Source organism: Gemmatimonadales bacterium, assembly GCA_019637315.1.
Lineage (GTDB): Bacteria > Gemmatimonadota > Gemmatimonadetes > Gemmatimonadales > GWC2-71-9 > SHZU01.
Genome location: JAHBVU010000005.1, coordinates 81,595 through 98,919, shown reverse-complemented (window position 1 = coordinate 98,919; position 17,325 = coordinate 81,595). Strand labels below are relative to the sequence as shown.

Below are 17,325 nucleotides of genomic sequence, written 5' to 3'. Positions count from 1 at the left end.
TCAACGCCGCGACCCGCGCGCGAGCGGGCCGAACCGCTGCTCAGGAAGCCCCGTCACACCGGGCTTGACCGCAAACAAGCCGCCGGCCATGGGTTGCTCCGCACGCTCCTCCGGCGTCAACCGCTGCCAGGCCGTGGTGATGTAGAGCGTATCGAGTGCCGGCCCGCCGAAGGCACAGCAGGTCGCGTTGCGTACCGGCAGTGTGACGATTCGATCGACGGTGCCGTCCGGACGGTATCGCACGACGCGGCCGCCGTTATACTCGGCGTTCCAGAGGCAGCCCTCCGCATCGACCGTCGAGCCATCGGGGCGCCCCGGTCGACCGGTCAGATCCACCAGGACCCGGTCCGGGCCGAGCCGTCCCGCCTCGAGGTCGAAGTCGAACACCTGGATCTGAAAGCGGTAGGTATCGGCGAAGTACATCTGACGTCCGTCGGGACTCCAGGCCGTGCTGTTCGGCACCACGATCCCATTGAAGAATCGCTCGACGTGGCCGTCGGGATCGAGACGGTAGAGCGACCCGGTCGGCGACCGATCGCCGGTGTTCATCGTGCCGCACCAGAAGCGACCGGCCCGATCGACGCGGCCGTCGTTGAACCGGTGCCCGTTCGGAACATCGCCGGGCGAGGCAAACGGCTCCAGCGTTCCGGTCTCAGGATTCACCAGCCAGAAAGCAGTCTCCAGCGCAGCAAGCAGCAGATCGTGATCTACTACGAAGGCGATCGACCCCACCATCTCCGGCAACGGGACCGATCCGTGCTCCCCCGTGTCCGGCTCGAACCACCAGATCAGCGGGGCACGCGTGTCGACCCAGTACAGCCGCTGCCGCAGCTCACACCAGATTGGACTCTCGCCCAGGTGGTTCTCGACGGGCAGCACACAGGTCGCAACGAGATCGGTCATGTTCGGTGCACCACATTGAGGAGCGGCTCACCGCGAGCAAGCCGATCGAGATTGGACGCGATGGTGGCCCAGCGCCGATTCACCATCCCGATCGTCCAGGCCGACGAATGTGGCGTCATGTAGACATTGGCCAGCTCATGGAAGGGATGGCGCGACGGCCGAACCTCCGGAGACTCCGGCGTCGGATACCGATACCAGGCGTCCAGTATCGCACCGCCAATTCGGGCCGAGGACAGGGCATGGTACAACGCATCCTCATCGATGATCTGACCACGCGCCACGTTGATCACAACCGCGGTCGGGCGCAGCAAGGCCAGTTCGCGCGCACCGATCATTCCCGTCGTCTCCGGCGTCAGCGCAGCGGTCACGACAAGGAAGTCGACCTGCGGAAGAAAGTCGTCGAGTCGGGCAGCGCCTCCGAACCAGTCGACTCCTGGCGGCAGCGACCGCTCGGTGCGACTGCACACCATCACCGTCGTATCCATTGCCTTGACGCGCGGAACCAGCGCCTGGGCAATGTGCCCAAACCCCAGGATGCCAACGGTCTTTCCTGCCAGCTCGTCCTGATATGGTCCTGCGGTCCGCCCGCCCAGGTGCCACGAACCATCGACCCGGAAGGAGCGCTCTGCCTCCATGAACCGTGAGCACCACTGTAACATCGCCAGCACAACATACTCGGCGATCGGCACTTCATGACCGTAGGCGTTGCACACCTGACATCCGCGCGGCAGGTGTTCCAGATCCACTCCATCGTAGCCGGCGCCGCCGACCTGGAGCAGTTCGAGCCGGGGCGCCTGAGGCATCGAGCGATCGTATCGCATCGAGATCGCAGCCCGCGCCTCGAGCAGGCCCGCCTCCACTGCCTGGTACGGCAGCTCGTCCGGCAGCGGAATGAACTCGATCGGCTCGGTGACCAGGGCCTCGAGCCGTTCACGCTGAGCGGTGGCGAGCGATCCGAGCAGGGCAACCTTCACTCGAGGTCGCCGTCCGTTGCGGCCCGGGCCAGGAAGCTGCGAACCTTGTCCATATATACGGTCCGATCGTGGCTGTTGACCAAGGCACCCGCCATCCGGACCGGGTCGCCGAAAAAGTACCGCTCGTACAGTACCTGCCGTGTTCCGAACGCCGAGATGGCGGTGTCCCAGGCCAGACGGAACAGGGGAATCCGGTCGAGCGCTTCGAGGCGCGCCGCCTGAAAGTAACGCTTTACATCCTCGATCAGCGGTCCGTTGACGTCCGCCTCGGTCGGCATCGCAACGAGACCCGCTGCCCCGAGCTGCTGGATGATCTCGATCATCCGCGGGTAGAGCCGCGGATACAGGTTCCGAGCGGCGTCGAGCGGATCCCACACCGGACGCATCACACCATATTCGTCGAGCGCGGCGCCGGCCTCCGCAGCAACTCGGAACGCGCGCATCGTTTCCAGATTGACCCAGATCTCAGCCAGCTTCTCCTGGACATGCTGGAATTGCTCGATGGCAATTGCGTCGACCATCATCGACGCGAGGCCGAGGAGATACTCCGTCTTGGCGATGTTCTTGATCAGCACCTGATGGGCCATGTTCGCCAGCGCCCCGGTCTTCTGGTAGGCGGCATTGCAACGGGCCACATCGCGGTAGAGAAAGACGCGCTCCCATGGCACGAAGACGTCGTCGAAGATCACGACCGCATCGTTCTCCTCGAACCGCGAGGCCAGGGGATGATCGTAGTGCGAACGCCCATGGTCCACGGTTTCCCGGCAGAGAAAGCGCAGGCCAGGCGTATCCGTCGGAATCGAAAGCGCGTACGCGTAACGCTGATCTTCCTCCGTATTCCGGAGAAACGTCGACGGAAACACCATGATCTCGTCGGCAACAGGCAGCGTGGCAAGCATACGGCAGCCGCGTACCACGATCCCGGCGTCGTTCTCGTCCTTGACCTTGGCGGCCAGGAACGGATCGGCCTGCATGGCCGCGTGCACCGAGCGATTGGCCTGCGGGCTGCTCAGCGTATGGGTCAGGCAGAGATCGTGGTCACGGATATAGGCGTGATAGGCCCGAATGTTGTCGCCGAAACGCGGGTCGGCTTCACCCAGGAACGCAGCACCCGCTGCGTAACCCGAGATCGACCGATTGATGTAGTCGGGTAGCCGTCCCATCATGCCCAAGGTGGCGCCGGTCCAGTGCTCCATCGACCGACCGACTGCCTTCAGGTCCTCGCTGGTGGTCGGATTCTGAAAAGAGCGCCCAACCCGAAACGGTCCGCCAGGGGAATCGAAGAGAGTCCGCTCCGGATCCTGCCATTGCAGATCATAGAGGCGGGCCAGCGTGCGGACCCCGCCTGCAAAGCCAGGGGAAGTTGTAGGATCCTTTACTGGCTCGCCGCGATGCCACAGAGATGGCGGCCTATCTCGAAGTCTTTCAATGACTTGAGACCCTCTTCGCGCTCCTGACGGAGACTGGGAGCTCATTCTAGCACCTTGATTGTTGAACAATTAAGATATATTCACAGGGACTTCATGCAAGCCATTGACCGCGGGTTGTTTATTGAAGGGAGATTGTTCAATCAAATGGCAACTCACTTGCCCGGGGCGCCTCGGAGGCAAGCAACCTCGCGAGGCGCGATGACATCTCCAGCTGACTGGCAACCCAACGGCTCACTGGGCGAGGCCAACCGGGCCGATATCGCAGCCCATACGCTTGCATCCCGGATTCTCCGGGGCGAGCTTGCTCCCGGCACCCGCCTCCCGGAAATCGAACTCGCGGCGGCGCTCGAGGTGTCCCGAAACACGCTGCGCGAAGCGATCAAGATCCTGGCGGCGCGCGGGCTGGTCCAGTTGCAGCGGCATCGCAGCGCCACCGTGTCAACGCTCTCGGCCGACAGCGTCAGAGATCTCTACCGGATGCGCCGCCTGTTCGAGCTCTCGGCCATCGAGGCCAGCACAGGACGGCCGGCGGAGGGGTTCCACGAAATCGGGGCCGCGATCGAGCAGCTGACCCAGGCAGCGACTTTCGACGACCCGGCGGCGATCATCGAGGCGGACCTGGCCTTTCACCAGGCTGTGGTCCGTCTCCACGGCAGCGAGCGGATCCAGCAGGCGTTCACGGCGAGCCTCGACGAGCTGCGGCTCGGCCTGGCGCTGCTCGACGCACGGACCGAGCCGACCCTGGGCGGCCTGGTGGACGACCATCGAGCCATGTATGGTCTGCTGCTGCGCGGCGAACAGGACGGCTGTCGAGATTTGCTTGGCGCGCACCTTGTCGCGTCGGAAGAACAGGTCCTGACGGCGCTCGAGCGAGCCGGAAACGGAGGCTCGAACCACGCGCACTGAACAACTTTGATGGGGAGGTTTGGTGTCATCCGATCCGATTCACGACGGCAACGTCTCCAGCACCCTGGCTGACGGCATCGCCACGATCACCTTTGGTCACCCCAAGAGCAACTCCCTTCCTGGCGCCCTGCTCGGCAAGCTTGCCGACACCATCCGGGAGGCCGGCAACGACCCCGCCGCCCGCGTCATCGTCCTGCGAAGCGAGGGCACCGGGCCATTCTGCGCCGGCGCATCGTTCGACGAGCTCCGCGCCGTCAATGATGCCGCAGCCGGTCAGCGATTCTTCTCGGGTTTTGCGGGAGTGATCCTGGCCATGATCCGCGCGCCCAAGTTCGTGCTGGCGCGCGTCCACGGCAAGGCGACCGGTGGCGGCATCGGCGTGATCGCGGCAGCCGACTGGTCGATTGCCACATCGGGCGCCGCACTCAAGCTGAGCGAGCTCGCCGTCGGGATCGGACCGTTCGTGGTGGGGCCGGTCATCGAGAAGAAAATCGGGCTGGGCGCCTACGCCGCGATGAGCGTCGACGCCGACTGGCGCTCCGCCGAATGGGGTGCGCAGCACTCGCTCTACGCCGAAGTCCACCCCTCCGTGGCGGAGATGGACGCCGCCCTCGCCAAACGAGCCGCGTGGCTGGCATCGTGCAACCCGCTGGCCATGGCGGGGATCAAGGCCGTGTTCTGGGAAGGCACTGAAGGTTGGGATGAGCTGCTCGCCAAGCGCGCAGCGATGAGCGGCGGCCTCGTGCTGACGGAGCCGGCTCGCGCCGCGATTGCCGCGGCGTTCAAGCGCTAGCTCAGAAGACGATCTTGACGATGCGCCCCGACGGTCCGGTCAGCCAACCAATACCCGTCGGGGAGAACCCGATTCCCCAATAGTTACCTCCGTCGAGGAGGAGCCAGGTCTCGCCGTGATCCTCGGTCCAGGCCGCCCCCTTCGGACCCACCGCAACGACGGTTTTCGGATGGAGTGGCACGTAAGCTAACCCGTACACCGCACCAGGAAACGCCGGCCGACCCGCCAGCGCCCAGCTACGACCGCCGTCGATCGTCACCACCACGTTGTCGAGATAGGCATCCGGCGCACCGAGGTCCCCACCCGCGGCCATACCGAGCAGGTCGCCAGCGAATGCCAGAGTGGCAATGCCAGAGGCTGGCGCCGCATTGAAGATCGGAGTCCCGACCGCACGGGATTGGTCGACTCCGAATCGCAGCACCCGCCCGCCAACCGCAGTGCCGACCCAGGCGCTCAAGTCCGAACGCATCACCAGGCAGGTCCCGCTCGCTGCGAACGCACCTTCTCCGGCGAGGGGACGGATCATGCCGCCCGGCGGAGTATAGGCCGCCCAGGTCCGCCCACCGTCCGCTGTTCGAATCAAGGGGAAGGTGTCGCCGACCGCATCGCTGAACGCGATCCCGATCTGCCCGTGAAAATCGAAGCAGTCGAAGAATGCTTCCGGGATCCGGTTAGTGTAGGTCAGCAGCCAACTGGCCCCGCCGTTGTCCGTCCGGTACACCCGGGAGCGGTCGCCAGGGCCGGCGGCAAGCACCACGGCATGGTCCGCATCGAAGGCATGGATGTCCCGAAACTCGAGCGAATCCGCGCCTGGCACGGCCCGCACCGCCCAGGTAGCACCGCCGTCCGTCGTCCGAACCACGGTACCGCGAACCCCGCTGGCCCAGACAACACGATCGTTGACCACCGACACCGCCTGCAAGCGGGCCGTGGTGCCCGACGATTGCACCTCGAGCCGCGGGCCACCCTGCCCGGCCAGGAAAGCCGGCACACCGAGCCCGAGCACCAGCACAGTCAGGTTCCGCATTCTCACCTCACGGTTCGCGACAACCAATCCCTCAGCACAGCAAGCGTAGCCTCCGGTCGCGCCTGCGGAAACAGGTGGCCTGATCCCTCCAGAACGATCGACTCCGCCCACGGCACCGCCGCCTCGAACTCGGCACGAGCCTCCGGCCCGAATGCGTCTGACTCCGCTCCGGAGACCAGCAGGATCGGCAAGGCCGGATCGAGCCGCGCAACATTCTGCCAGGTGTCCACCTTGTACGAGCGGTAGTAGTAGGCTTCCCAGGCCGGCGACCAAGCGAGATCAAAGCCCCCCGACCCATCGGGGCGCAGCCCGCCGTCGGTGTACCACGCCAGCGCCGAGTCGGACCAGTCGGCAAAAAGCCGTCGGCCACGCCACGCCTCGAACGCCTCCTCGCGGGACGAAAAACGGCTGCGGCGCTTGATTGCCTGCCGAGCGAGCGGATGGCCGTCCGGCTGCCAGTCGGCCCCCTTGGCACGCGCATACTGCTGCATTCCGCTGCTCGGGAGAATCACCGGATCGAGCAGTACGAGGGCTCGGAACAGCGACCGCTGCATCGTTGCAGCAACCAGCGAGGCCACCGCGCCAAAGGAATGACCCACGGCAACGACATCGCTCCAGCCGCGCTCCTCGATCCCGGCCACGAGATCCACCGCCAGCTCGCTCCAGTCCCCGTTGTCTGCGGGCGGATCGCCGGCGGATGGCCAGAGCGCGCGTGGCGGGAGCGTCACGCAATGGTACTGCGCCGTCAGCCCTTCGAGAATCGGTCGATAGGTCTCCAGCGGAAATCCGTTGGCCGGAGCCCAATGCAACACCTGCCCGGCGCCGCCATGGTCGATCATTGGGTAATTCATCTGCCAGGAAGGATTGCGCCATCGCCGGTGCGTAGCAAGATCTGAAGGGGTATCTTGCGAGATCGCAGCCTGCTCTCGGCCCAGCTCACCCCAATCTGTCGACCTGATGACTATGAGGAATGTCCGTCAACCGCAATCTCGTTCGGTCGCGACTGCGGTCGCCATCCTGGCAGCCCTGTGGCTGGTTTCCCTCTGGACGCTGGTCGCCGCACCCCTCGCAGCCCAGAGGGGACTCTCACCGGAAGAGCGGCGGATTCGCCAGGCCGTCGACGCGCACTTCGACGGCGCGGTGACCCTGCTCGAGGAAACGATCAACATCCCGAGCGGCACACTCAACTTGGCCGGCGTCCGCGAGGTCGGACGCGTCTTCCGTCGCGAACTCGATGCGATTGGCTTTACGACCCGTTGGGAAGAACTGCCTCCAGAGGTCAACCGTGCCGGGCATCTCATCGCCGAGTGGCAGGGGCCGCGCTTTCGACCCGGCGGCAAGCGACTGCTCCTGATCGGGCACCTCGACACCGTGTTCGAGAATGAATCCGAACGCTTTGTGCGCACCGACAGCGTTGCCAGCGGCGCAGGGGCGGTGGACATGAAAGGCGGCAACGTCGCCGCAATCTTGGCGCTCAAGGCCCTCAAGCAATCAGGGGCCCTCGATGCCACCTCGATCATTCTCATCTTCACGGGCGACGAGGAATCGGCCGGACGGCCGCTCGAGGTATCCCGCAAGTCTCTGATGGACGCCGCCCGCCGAAGCGACCTTGCCCTGGCCTTCGAGGGCGGCGATGCGCACAATGCAACCATCGCCCGTCGAGGCGCTTCGATGTGGGTGCTGACGACCACCGGCAATCAGGGCCACTCGTCGGCCATCTTCCGCGAAACGCTGGGCTTCGGCGCCATCTACGAAAGCGCCCGAATCCTGAACGCGTTCCGGGAACAGCTCTGGAACCAGCCGTATCTCACCTTCAGCCCCGGCGTGATCCTCGGCGGAACCGAGGTCGAGTACGATACGGCCGCCGTGAGCGGCACCAGCTCAGGCAAGGTGAACATCGTGCCGAGACGGGTGGTGGCGCACGGCGACCTGCGCACCCTGACCCGCGGCCAGGAGGATTCCGTTCGTGCGGTCATGCGTGCAATCGTCGCGAACAACCTGCCAGGCACCACGGCAACGATCGAATTCGTCGACGGCTATCCGGGCATGCCTCCGACTCCCGGAGGGCGCGAGGCCTTGCGGATCTTTGATCAGGCAAGTCAGGACCTGGGGTATCCGGCGGTCGCGGCTCTTCCGCCAGAACGCCGCGGCGCGGGCGATATCGGCTTCGTCGCCGACATCATTCCCGGGCTGGACGGACTGGGTGTCGATGGATTCGGCGCCCATGCGCCATCGGAAGGGATCTACCTGCCCTCTCTTCGGATGGCGGCGCTGCGCGCGGCGGTCCTGATCAACCGCCTGTCGCGCCCCGCGCAGCCCGCCACCGACTGAGGATCAGTACCGGCTCAGGGAGGGATCCACGTCGCTCCGCCAAGCGAGGATCCCGCCCGACAGGTTGGTCACTTGCGTGTATCCCGCGTCCACCAACTGCTCGGCAGCCTGCAAGCTCCGCACTCCGCCCTTACAATAGACGACGACCTCACGATCGCGCGGAATCTGCTCCAGCGACCGACCCACCTCACCAAGGGGAATCAGCTCGGCCCCCTCGATCCGAGCGATGGCCCACTCATGCGGCTCACGCACATCGAGCAGGAAGAAGCTATCGCCCCGCTTCCGCCTGGCGTCGAGGTCAGCCGCCGAGATGTCGCGCACGCCGGACTTGGCAGGCGGGGCTTCGCAGGCCACGTCGAGATCGACCAGCTCCTTGATCTCACGCGTACCGCAGGCCGGGCAGTTCGGGTCCTTCCGCACCTTGAGCCGGCGGAACTGCATGTCGAGGGCGTCGACCAGCAGCAGCTCACCGATCAGCGGCCGGCCGATGCCGAGCACGAGCTTGATCGCTTCGGTCGCCTGAATCGTGCCGACCAGACCTGGCAGCACACCGAGCACGCCACCTTCGGCGCAGTTCGGGACCGCACCCGCCGGCGGCGGCACCCGGAAGAGACATCGATAGCACGGGCCATCCTTCGTCGCAAAGACCGAGGCCTGACCCTCGAACCGGAAGATGCTGCCGTAGGCGTTTGGCACACCCGTCAGCACGCAGGCATCGTTGACCAGGTACCGGGTACCGAAATTGTCGGTTCCGTCGACCACCACGTCATACCCTTCGATGATCTCGAGGGCGTTGTCGGCCGAGAGTCGGGTGTCGTAGCGTTCGAGCTTGGTGTACGGATTCAGGTTGAGCAGGCGCGCCTCGGCGGAGTCGAGCTTCGACTGACCGACCGTGCTCGTGCTGTGCAGAATCTGGCGCTGCAGGTTCGAGGCATCGACCGTATCGAAATCCACGATACCGAGATGACCGACCCCGGCCGCGGCGAGGTAGAGCGCCACCGGCGACCCGAGCCCACCGGCGCCAACGACGAGGATGCGCGCCTTCTTGAGCTGTTCCTGCCCGGCAAGCCCGACTTCCGGCAGGATGATATGGCGGCTGTAGCGAACCAGTTCGTCCTGGCTCAGCGTGCCAGCCGCTCGCGGAGCGACCGATGCCATGGCTTAGCCCCCCGCGATGGCCGACACGACACTGATGTCGTCGCCATCTTTGACCGGGGTGTCGAGTCCGCTCAGGAAGCGAGCATCTTCGTCGTTGACATAGATCGTCACGAACGCGTTGGCCGGATCGGTCGCCTGCTCGAGCCGACGACCGAGTTCAGGATAATCACGGGTCACGTGACCGAGCGCCTCGCCCAGGGTGGCGCCGGCAACCGTGTGAGCTTTGAGACCGCCGGCGTGACGCGCGAGAACGGTGGGAAGCGTGATGGTAACAGCCATGGTAGTACTCCGTTCTCTAGTGTTGGTACGCGTCCACGACCTTCGCGACCTCGCCCAGCTTGCTCGAGACCACGGGAATGTCGAAGACGTCGGGTGACACGGCATCGGGCGTCTTGAGCCCGTGCGCCGTGACGCAGATGACGACCTCGTCATCCGCCTTGAAGTGCCCTTTTGCAGCAAGCGCCTGCGCCGCGGCGGCGGTGACGCCGCCTGCCGTTTCCGTAAAGACACCGGTGGTCTCGGCCAGGATCCGGATCGCCTTGATCAGGTCCTCATCGGACACGGCCGCAGCCCAGCCGCCGCTGTCGCGGATGCACTGGGCCGCCCGGGCGCCGTCCGCCGGCGCGCCAATCGCGAGTGACTTGGCGATCGTATTCGGAATCACCGGGGTGATCGTCGTGGCGCCGCTCTCGACCGCATTGACGATGGGCGAGCAGCCTGACGCCTGGGCGCCATACAGTCGCGGCGCCGGATCGTCGACCAGGCCAGCCGCGCGGAACTCGCCGAAGCCTTTGTAAAGCTTCGACAGCAGCGAGCCGCCTGCCAGCGGCGCCACGACCGCCGTCGGCAGCCGCCAGCCGAGCTGCTCCGCAATCTCGAAGGCAACCGTCTTGGAACCCTCACCGTAGTAGGGGCGCAGATTGACGTTGACGATGCCCCAGGCATAGCGATCAGCCAGCTGAGCACAGAGCCGGTTCACGTCATCGTAGTTGCCCTTGATCTTGAGGACCCGAGCGCCGGCCACTGCCGAGGCGAGGATCTTGGCGGGCTCGAGCGTCTCGGGCACCAGCACCCAGGCCGGGATCCCGGCGCGGGCCGCATGCGCAGCCACCGCGATGGCCAGGTTGCCGGTCGAAGCGCAACCGATGGTGGTGAGGCCGAGTCCGGCGGCGGCATTGATGGCGCTGGCAACGACCCGATCTTTGAACGACAGGGTCGGATGCGCCACCGTGTCGTTCTTGACCCAGGCCCGGGCCACGCCGAGCAGCGCGGCGAGCCGGGGCGCTTCGACCAGCGGCGTGAAGCCGGTATCGAGGGAGTAGGTCGGCTCGCCCAGAAACGGGAGCCATTCGCGGTAACGCCAGAGCGAAGGCGCCCGATCCGCGATCTCCCCGCGGCTCGGCAAACGCCGACTCGGATCGTAGTAGGGCTCGAGGGGTCCGAGACATTCCGGACAGACTGCCTGGGCAATCGGCTCATGCGAGACACCGCAATGGCCGCAAACGAGGGGAACCGGCTGAGTGGCAGCTTCCAGCGAAACGACGGTCAAGGGACTCTCTCCATCCCCACACGTCTCGTCGTCTCGAGGCACCCGGCAAACAAAAATCGCCCGGGTGCCAAAAGACACGCGAGCGCGTGGCTTTTTAGCGTTTGTTTAGCGTGGCCGCAATATGCCGCAAATTGCCACGAGCCAACAATTGTCCCTCAACGCTAACGCGCGGCCGCCAATCGCGCAAGAGGGGGGCTCTTGCGGCCTGAGAGTCCGTTCACTAGCTTGACGGCCATGTTCGCAACCAAGCGCACCGGCACGAAGTCCACGACCTTCATGACGAAGGGCGGCACGACCATGTGCAGCCGGCGCGGCGCGAACATCACAGACTGACGCAAGTAACCAGACTGGATTGTCCAACGCCCCGCGCCTCGAACGAGCGCGGGGCTTTTCATTTTCGAGGAGCGTTCTTGTGGCGTCCCGCATACCCGTTGCGATTCTTGGTGCGACCGGCACCGTTGGCCAGAAGCTGATTCGCCTGTTGGACAACCATCCCTGGTTCGAAGTCGCGGTGCTCACGGCCTCCGATGCGAGCGCCGGTCGTCCCTACGCCGAGGTGGTTCGCTGGCGTGAATCGACCGAGCTGCCGGAGCGGATCGGCAAGCTGGTCATCCAGTCGAGCACGGTCGCCGTCGACGTCCCACTCGCCTTCTCGGCGCTCGATACCCAGGCCGCAGTCACGATCGAGCCGATCTGGGCCAAGGCCGGCGTCGTGATCGTCACCAATGCCAGCCCGACTCGGATGGATCCCGATGTGCCGCTCGTGGTTGCGGAGATCAACCCGGACCATCTCGGCCTGCTGCCACATCAGCGCACGGCGCGCGGCTGGCCGGGTGCGATCGTTGCGAATCCGAACTGCACCACCACCGGACTCGTTCTCGCGCTGGCGCCCCTGCACGCACAGTTCGGAATCGACCGCCTCGTCGTGTCGACCATGCAGGCCATCTCCGGCGCCGGGTGGCCGGGTGTTGCTTCGCTCGACATCAGCGGTAACGTGGTTCCCTACATCGGCGGCGAGGAGGAAAAAGTCGAGCGGGAAACCCGAAAGATCCTGGGACGGCTCGACGGCACCGCAATCAGCGAGGCGGCGGTGCTCGTCAGCGCGCACACCAACCGCGTTCCGGTCATCGATGGGCACACCGAAACGGTGTCGATCGGCTTCAAGCAGCGGGTGACGCCGGAGGCGGTTCGCGAGGCGCTGGCGTCCTGGCGCCCCGACCCCCGCATTCTGGCCCTTCCTTCGACGCCGGAGTTCCCGGTCGTAGTCGACGACCGCCCTGATCGCCCGCAGCCGCGGCTCGACATCGAGCGGGGTCGCGGCATGACGGCAACGGTCGGCCGGATTCGCCCCTGCCCCGTGTTCGACATCCGCTTTGTCGTGCTGAGCCACAACACCGTCCGCGGCGCGGCAGGCGCCACGATTCAGAACGCCGAGCTCCTGGTCAGCGAAGGGATCGTGGCGCGATGATCATCGCCAAGTTCGGCGGCACCTCGGTCGCCGATGCCGCTGCCATCAAGAGATTGGTGAGCATCATTGCCTCCCGTCGCGAGGACCGGCCGGTCGTCGTGGTATCGGCGCTGGCGCGGATGACCGACGCGCTGCTCGATCTCGAACACGCCGGCGCCACGATCGACAATCGGCTCACCACCATTCTGGAACGCCATCAGACGGTCGCTGCCGAGCTGGCTCTCCCCCCTGCGGTGATCGGCCGCATCGAGGAGGATGTCAGCGCCCTGCGGCAATGGCTCCTCGTTCGTGCCGGCAGCCACTGGCGCCCGTTCGAGTCGGACCACGTGGTGAGCCACGGCGAACTCTGGAGCTCGCGCCTCGTGACCGCTGCGCTCGAGGCCGCAGGGGTGCCCAGTCGCTGGGTCGACGCGCGCCATGTGGTCGTAACCGATGCCCGGTTCACGAAGGCCGCACCACAGCTCGACGAGATCCGGCGTCGCGCCCGGCAAATCATCCCGCCGTTGACCGAAGCGGGCACGGTGCCGGTAACGCAAGGATTCATCGGCGCCACGGCGGATGGTCAGACCACCACCCTGGGCCGAGGCGGGTCCGATTACACCGCATCACTGCTGGGCGCTGCGCTCGATGCGCAGCGCGTCGAGATCTGGACCGATGTCGACGGCATTCTCTCCGCCGATCCGCGGATCGTGCCGGATGCGCACCTGCTGGCAGAAGCGAGCTACCATGAGGCGGCCGAGCTCGCGGCGTTCGGCGCCAAGGTGCTGCACCCCGCAACCCAGTCGCCGCTGGTGGATGCGGGGATTCCCTGCTGGGTCCTCAACTCGTTTGCGCCTGATCGGCCGGGCACACGCATCGTAGCGGGCGCGCGGCCGACCTTCGTTGGCAACTCGCCGGTGCGCTCGATTGCCTGGAAGCGCGGCATCACCATCATCAACGTCCGGGCGCCCCGGCGGCTTGGCGCGGTCGAGTTCCTCCAGCAGCTGTTCGGTGTCTTTGCCAACCATGGCGTGGCGGTCGATGTGCTCGCGTCGAGTGAAGTCAATGTCTCCGTCACCATCGACGGCAGCACCGAGCGGACCGGCCTACTGCGAGACCTCCAGGCCCTGGGCACCGTGACGGTCCTCGATGGTCGAGCCATCGTGGCGGTCATCGGCGTCGATTTGCGAGGCAGCCGAGGACTATCGGCGCGCTTGTTTCATGCGGTGCGCGACGTCAACATTGAGGTGATCTCGCAGGGAGCCTCGGAGATCAACGTCACCTTCGTGGTCCGCGAAGAGGACGGGCCGGCCGCGGTCAAGGCACTCCATCAGGAGTTCTTCTCCGCCGCCTGACCGAACGGCTCTCCGGGGGGAGCGTGCGTGCCGGAACTGCCAGATATCGCGACCTATGTCGAGGCGCTCGAGGAACGGATCCGCGGTCACGTGCTTCGTGACGTCAGACTGCGGACCCCGTTCCTGCTCCGCTCCGTCGACCCGCCGCTCAGCGCTGTGCACGGCAAGCGGGTCGACGGCATCCGTCGGCTCGGCAAGCGCATCGTCCTGGCCATGGAGGACGAGATCTTCCTCGTCATTCATCTGATGATTGCCGGGCGGCTCCACTGGAAACCGGTCGGTGCCGCCATTGGCAGCAAGATTTCGCTGGCCGCCTTCGATTTCGATAACGGCACCCTAACGCTCACCGAAGCGGGCAGCAAGCGGCGCGCCTCGCTCCACGCCGTCCGCGGGGCCGACAATCTTCGTGAGTTCGACCGGGGCGGGCTCGACCTCTTTGCGGCGACCGTCGAGAGCTTTCGGGATCGCATCATGGCCGGGAACCACACGCTGAAGCGGGCCCTGACCGACCCGAGAGCGTTCGACGGCATCGGCAACGCGTTTTCGGACGAGATCCTGCACGCCGCGCGGTTGTCCCCCCTCAAGCTGACCCGCCGGCTCACCGACGATGAAATCGGCCGGCTCTTCGACGCCGGTCGAACGGTGCTGGGCGACTGGGTTGCCCGCTTCAGACGCGACCGGGCCGGCGGATTTCCCGAGAAGGTCACCGCCTTCCGACCCGAGATGGCGGTGCATGGCAAGTTCGGACAACCGTGCCCCGATTGTGGCACCCCGGTCCAGCGGATCCGGTATGCCGACAACGAGACCAACTACTGCGCTCGCTGCCAAACGGAGGGTCGCCTCCTGGCCGATCGGGCCATGTCGCGCCTGCTCAAGCAGGACTGGCCCCGGTCGATCGACGAGTCGGACTGATCCCGCTCCGCCGTTCCAGTTGGAAACCTTCGGGAGCCGGAAGACGTAGATGGACGAGCCTCCGTCCCCTACGTCCGTCAATCGAGCTCGAGCGCCCATGTCGACTCTGCTTCGCGACCTCAGGCACGCCGTCCGAATGCTGGCCCGCCGGCCGGTCTTCACCCTGGTGATCATCGGCACGCTTGCCCTCGGTATCGGACTCAACACCGCAGTCTTCTCGGCCGTCGATGCCCTGATCCTGCGACCGCTCCCGGGGGTCGACCGGCCCAACGAGCTGCTCCAGCTCTACCGGAAGTGGCCCGGATCCGAGCACGGATCGAACGCCCCCGCCCACTATATCGACGTGCGCGACCGGACCAAGGACGTTTTCTCGAACGTTGCCGCCTGGTCCATCGAAGTGCTCAACCTCTCGGCCGACGGTCAGCCGAGACGGATCTACGGGATGATCGCATCCGCCAACTACTTCGCGACGCTCGGGGTGGTACCTCGTCAAGGCCGGTTCTTCGTGCCTGAAGAGGACATCGGCGAAGGCGCACATCGCGTCGTCGTCCTGAGTCACAAAGGCTGGATCGAGACCTTCGGCGGTGATCCGAACGTGGTGGGGCGCTCCGTCCTGCTCAATGGAATCGGCTACACCGTCGTGGGCGTTGCCCCGGAAGAGTTCCGCGGCACCATGCCGATCATCACGCCGACTCTGTGGCTGCCGCTCACACAAATCGCCGAGTCGCGGCCGGGAACCAACAACCCGTTTCAGACGCGGGGCAACAACTTCCTCAGCATAATTGCGCGTCCTGCGCCTGGGGTCACTGCGGGTGCCATCCAAGGCCGAATCGATGCCGTCGTCCAGCAGCTTCGCGAGGAGCATCCGGACGCCTACCGCGAGAGCGGCATCAACATCGTGCCGCAGTCGGAAGCCGGGTTTCATCCTGAAGTACGGGATGCCCAATACGGCCTGACCTCGATCGTCATGGCCGTCGTCGTACTGCTGCTGCTGATTGCCTGCGTCAACGTGGCCAACCTGCTGCTGGCGCAAGCGCGAGAGCGAAGCCGCGAGATGGCGATCCGCCTCGGGCTCGGCGCCAAGCGATCGGTCATCATTCGCCAGTTGCTGACCGAAAGCGTGCTGCTCTCGCTCGTGTCCGGCGTGATCGGCGTCGTACTCGCATGGTGGGCCATCGGACTGGCCAATCAGATTCGACTGCCGGTGGCCGTGGATATGACGCCGGGGCTCGAGGTCAACATCACGGTCCTGCTCTTTACCCTCGGCGTTTCGGTGCTGACCGGCGTGATCTTCGGGTTGGCGCCCGCGCTGCAGGCTACCCGCCCCGATCTCGTGCCTGCGCTCAAGGGCGAATCGCCCTCCGGAGGCAGCCGTTCGCGGTTGACCCGCGGTCTCGTCATCACTCAAGTTGCGCTGTCGATCATCCTGCTGGTGTCGGCCGGTCTCTTTCTGCGCAACCTGGAACACGCTACGCAGGTGGACAAAGGTTTTGACAGCAGCAACCTCCTGATTGCGGACCTGGACCCCGGCCTGCAAGGCTACTCGCGCGCTCGGACCGAACAGTTCTATCAGCAACTGATTGAGCGGATCCGGGCCAACCCGGCCGTTGCCGGCGTGGCGCTGATCAACGACGTGCAACTCGGCATCGGCAACAGCGACTGGGGCGTGCAGATCCCCGGGTACACACCGCAAACCACCGAGCGCATGTCGATCGACGCGGCGGTGGTGTCTCCCGACTACTTCAGTGTGCTGGGCACCCGGCTCGTCAATGGCCGCGAGTTCCGGGCGACGGACGACAGCTCCGCAGCACGGGTCATGATCGTCAATCAACGTTTCGTCGATCGCTTCTGGCCCGGACAGGATGCGGTCGGCCGGATCGTTCGCACCGGCGGTCGCGACTACACCGTCGTCGGCGTCGTCCCGACCGGCAAGTATCGTCGCCTGGGCGAGCCGCCGACCGCCTTCATGTGGGTGCCTCAATCGCAGTCGTGGCAATCGGGTATGTCGGTGCATATCCGGACCAACGGCGATCCGTTGGCGCTGTCGTCCCTGATTCGCAGCGAAGTCGCATCGCTGGACCCCAACCTGCCGGTCAGCAACATCCGATCGATGGAGCAGCATCTCGGTATTGCACTCATGCCAGCGCGGATCGCCGGGAGCGTGCTGGGACTGTTCGGCGTCCTGGGCCTGTTCCTCGCGTCGATCGGGATCTATGGCGTGATGTCGGGCGCGGTGGTGCAGCGCACCCGGGAAATCGGAATCCGAATTGCCATCGGCGCTGCAGGTACCGCTATCGTTCGGCTGCTGGTGCGGGAAGGCCTTGTCCTGGTGGGCATCGGCACCGGCATCGGCCTGGTCGGAGCTCTGGCGGCGTCCCGGTTGATTCGCGGCATGCTGTACGGAGGTAGCGGCATCGACGCCGCAACTTTCACTGCAGTTCCCCTGATCCTGGGGGCGGTGGCGCTGCTGGCGATCTGGATCCCGTCGCGCCGAGCCTCGACCGTCGATCCGATCGAGGCGCTGCGCAGAGAGTGACGAC

The 17,325-nt window shown here is 65.6% G+C and carries 15 protein-coding genes; 7 read left to right on the top strand and 8 right to left on the bottom strand.

Annotated elements, in window-relative coordinates; genetic code table 11:
• From KF785_06440 to hpaB, 3 genes are read right to left on the bottom strand one after another with little or no spacing between them, the layout of a single operon-like run.
• A complete protein-coding gene (locus tag KF785_06440) occupies positions 1-903 on the bottom strand; it encodes an SMP-30/gluconolactonase/LRE family protein (protein MBX3146393.1) in 903 nt (300 codons plus the stop codon).
• Positions 900-1,877 carry a hypothetical protein gene (locus KF785_06435; protein MBX3146392.1) on the bottom strand — a complete coding sequence of 326 codons (978 nt, stop codon included), beginning with the start codon at positions 1,875-1,877 and terminating at the stop codon, positions 900-902. Before KF785_06435 ends, KF785_06440 begins: the two co-directional genes overlap by 4 nt.
• Positions 1,874-3,352, bottom strand: a complete 1,479-nt coding sequence (gene hpaB, locus KF785_06430) for a 4-hydroxyphenylacetate 3-monooxygenase, oxygenase component (protein MBX3146391.1) — start codon at positions 3,350-3,352, stop codon at positions 1,874-1,876. The genes KF785_06435 and hpaB overlap by 4 nt, the downstream gene beginning before the upstream one ends.
• A 153-nt stretch (positions 3,353-3,505) precedes the next feature.
• Here hpaB and KF785_06425 point away from each other — a divergent pair, with 153 nt between their 5' ends.
• Entirely contained in the window at positions 3,506-4,213 is a 708-nt protein-coding gene (locus tag KF785_06425; protein ID MBX3146390.1) for a GntR family transcriptional regulator, read from the top strand.
• Positions 4,214-4,232: 19 nt separating this feature from the next.
• Complete coding sequence (locus KF785_06420; protein ID MBX3146389.1) at positions 4,233-5,006, top strand: enoyl-CoA hydratase/isomerase family protein; 774 nt, start codon at positions 4,233-4,235, stop codon at positions 5,004-5,006.
• Position 5,007: 1 nt separating this feature from the next.
• Here the strand turns inward: KF785_06420 and KF785_06415 are convergent, their stop codons facing one another.
• Both KF785_06415 and KF785_06410 read right to left on the bottom strand, forming a co-directional pair.
• Entirely contained in the window at positions 5,008-6,033 is a 1,026-nt protein-coding gene (locus KF785_06415) for a hypothetical protein (protein ID MBX3146388.1), read from the bottom strand.
• Positions 6,034-6,035: 2 nt separating this feature from the next.
• Complete coding sequence (locus KF785_06410; GenBank protein MBX3146387.1) at positions 6,036-6,872, bottom strand: alpha/beta hydrolase; 837 nt, start codon at positions 6,870-6,872, stop codon at positions 6,036-6,038.
• Between the two features lie 124 nt (positions 6,873-6,996).
• Between KF785_06410 and KF785_06405 the strand changes: the two genes are divergently transcribed.
• Positions 6,997-8,364: a M20/M25/M40 family metallo-hydrolase gene (locus tag KF785_06405; GenBank protein ID MBX3146386.1), complete on the top strand. Its 1,368-nt coding sequence runs from the start codon at positions 6,997-6,999 to the stop codon at positions 8,362-8,364.
• A gap of 3 nt (positions 8,365-8,367) precedes the next feature.
• Here KF785_06405 and moeB read toward each other — a convergent pair whose 3' ends face one another.
• From moeB to thrC, 3 genes are read right to left on the bottom strand one after another with little or no spacing between them, the layout of a single operon-like run.
• Positions 8,368-9,522 (bottom strand): molybdopterin-synthase adenylyltransferase MoeB, encoded by a 1,155-nt coding sequence (moeB, locus tag KF785_06400; protein ID MBX3146385.1) that lies wholly within the window; start codon positions 9,520-9,522, stop codon positions 8,368-8,370.
• A 3-nt stretch (positions 9,523-9,525) separates the two neighbouring features.
• Positions 9,526-9,801 (bottom strand): MoaD/ThiS family protein, encoded by a 276-nt coding sequence (locus tag KF785_06395; GenBank protein ID MBX3146384.1) that lies wholly within the window; start codon positions 9,799-9,801, stop codon positions 9,526-9,528.
• Positions 9,802-9,817: 16 nt separating this feature from the next.
• Positions 9,818-11,071 (bottom strand): threonine synthase, encoded by a 1,254-nt coding sequence (gene thrC, locus KF785_06390; GenBank protein ID MBX3146383.1) that lies wholly within the window; start codon positions 11,069-11,071, stop codon positions 9,818-9,820.
• A gap of 412 nt (positions 11,072-11,483) precedes the next feature.
• Between thrC and asd the strand changes: the two genes are divergently transcribed.
• The 4 genes from asd to KF785_06370 all read left to right on the top strand — a co-directional run bounded on the left by asd (position 11,484) and on the right by KF785_06370 (position 17,321).
• The gene (gene asd, locus KF785_06385; GenBank protein ID MBX3146382.1) at positions 11,484-12,539 is read left to right on the top strand and encodes an aspartate-semialdehyde dehydrogenase; all 1,056 of its coding nucleotides are present in this window, start codon (positions 11,484-11,486) and stop codon (positions 12,537-12,539) included.
• Positions 12,536-13,873, top strand: coding sequence for a lysine-sensitive aspartokinase 3 (gene lysC / locus KF785_06380; protein MBX3146381.1), 1,338 nt, complete (start codon positions 12,536-12,538; stop codon positions 13,871-13,873). The genes asd and lysC overlap by 4 nt, the downstream gene beginning before the upstream one ends.
• Positions 13,874-13,900: 27 nt before the next feature.
• Entirely contained in the window at positions 13,901-14,785 is an 885-nt protein-coding gene (locus KF785_06375; GenBank protein MBX3146380.1) for a formamidopyrimidine-DNA glycosylase, read from the top strand.
• A gap of 97 nt (positions 14,786-14,882) precedes the next feature.
• Positions 14,883-17,321, top strand: a complete 2,439-nt coding sequence (locus KF785_06370) for an ABC transporter permease (protein MBX3146379.1) — start codon at positions 14,883-14,885, stop codon at positions 17,319-17,321.
• The last annotated feature ends 4 nt before the right edge of the window (positions 17,322-17,325 follow it).

Bases quoted from the DNA above. Each gene is read 5' to 3' on its own strand.
- KF785_06440 (MBX3146393.1), bottom strand. From the start codon at position 903: ATGACCGATCTCGTTGCGACCTGTGTGCTGCCCGTCGAGAACCACCTG.
- hpaB (MBX3146391.1), bottom strand. From the start codon at position 3,352: ATGAGCTCCCAGTCTCCGTCAGGAGCGCGAAGAGGGTCTCAAGTCATT.
- KF785_06425 (MBX3146390.1), top strand. From the start codon at position 3,506: ATGACATCTCCAGCTGACTGGCAACCCAACGGCTCACTGGGCGAGGCC.
- KF785_06415 (MBX3146388.1), bottom strand. From the start codon at position 6,033: ATGCGGAACCTGACTGTGCTGGTGCTCGGGCTCGGTGTGCCGGCTTTC.
- KF785_06410 (MBX3146387.1), bottom strand. From the start codon at position 6,872: ATGATCGACCATGGCGGCGCCGGGCAGGTGTTGCATTGGGCTCCGGCC.
- KF785_06405 (MBX3146386.1), top strand. From the start codon at position 6,997: ATGAGGAATGTCCGTCAACCGCAATCTCGTTCGGTCGCGACTGCGGTC.
- moeB (MBX3146385.1), bottom strand. From the start codon at position 9,522: ATGGCATCGGTCGCTCCGCGAGCGGCTGGCACGCTGAGCCAGGACGAA.
- KF785_06395 (MBX3146384.1), bottom strand. From the start codon at position 9,801: ATGGCTGTTACCATCACGCTTCCCACCGTTCTCGCGCGTCACGCCGGC.
- lysC (MBX3146381.1), top strand. From the start codon at position 12,536: ATGATCATCGCCAAGTTCGGCGGCACCTCGGTCGCCGATGCCGCTGCC.
- KF785_06370 (MBX3146379.1), top strand. From the start codon at position 14,883: ATGTCGACTCTGCTTCGCGACCTCAGGCACGCCGTCCGAATGCTGGCC.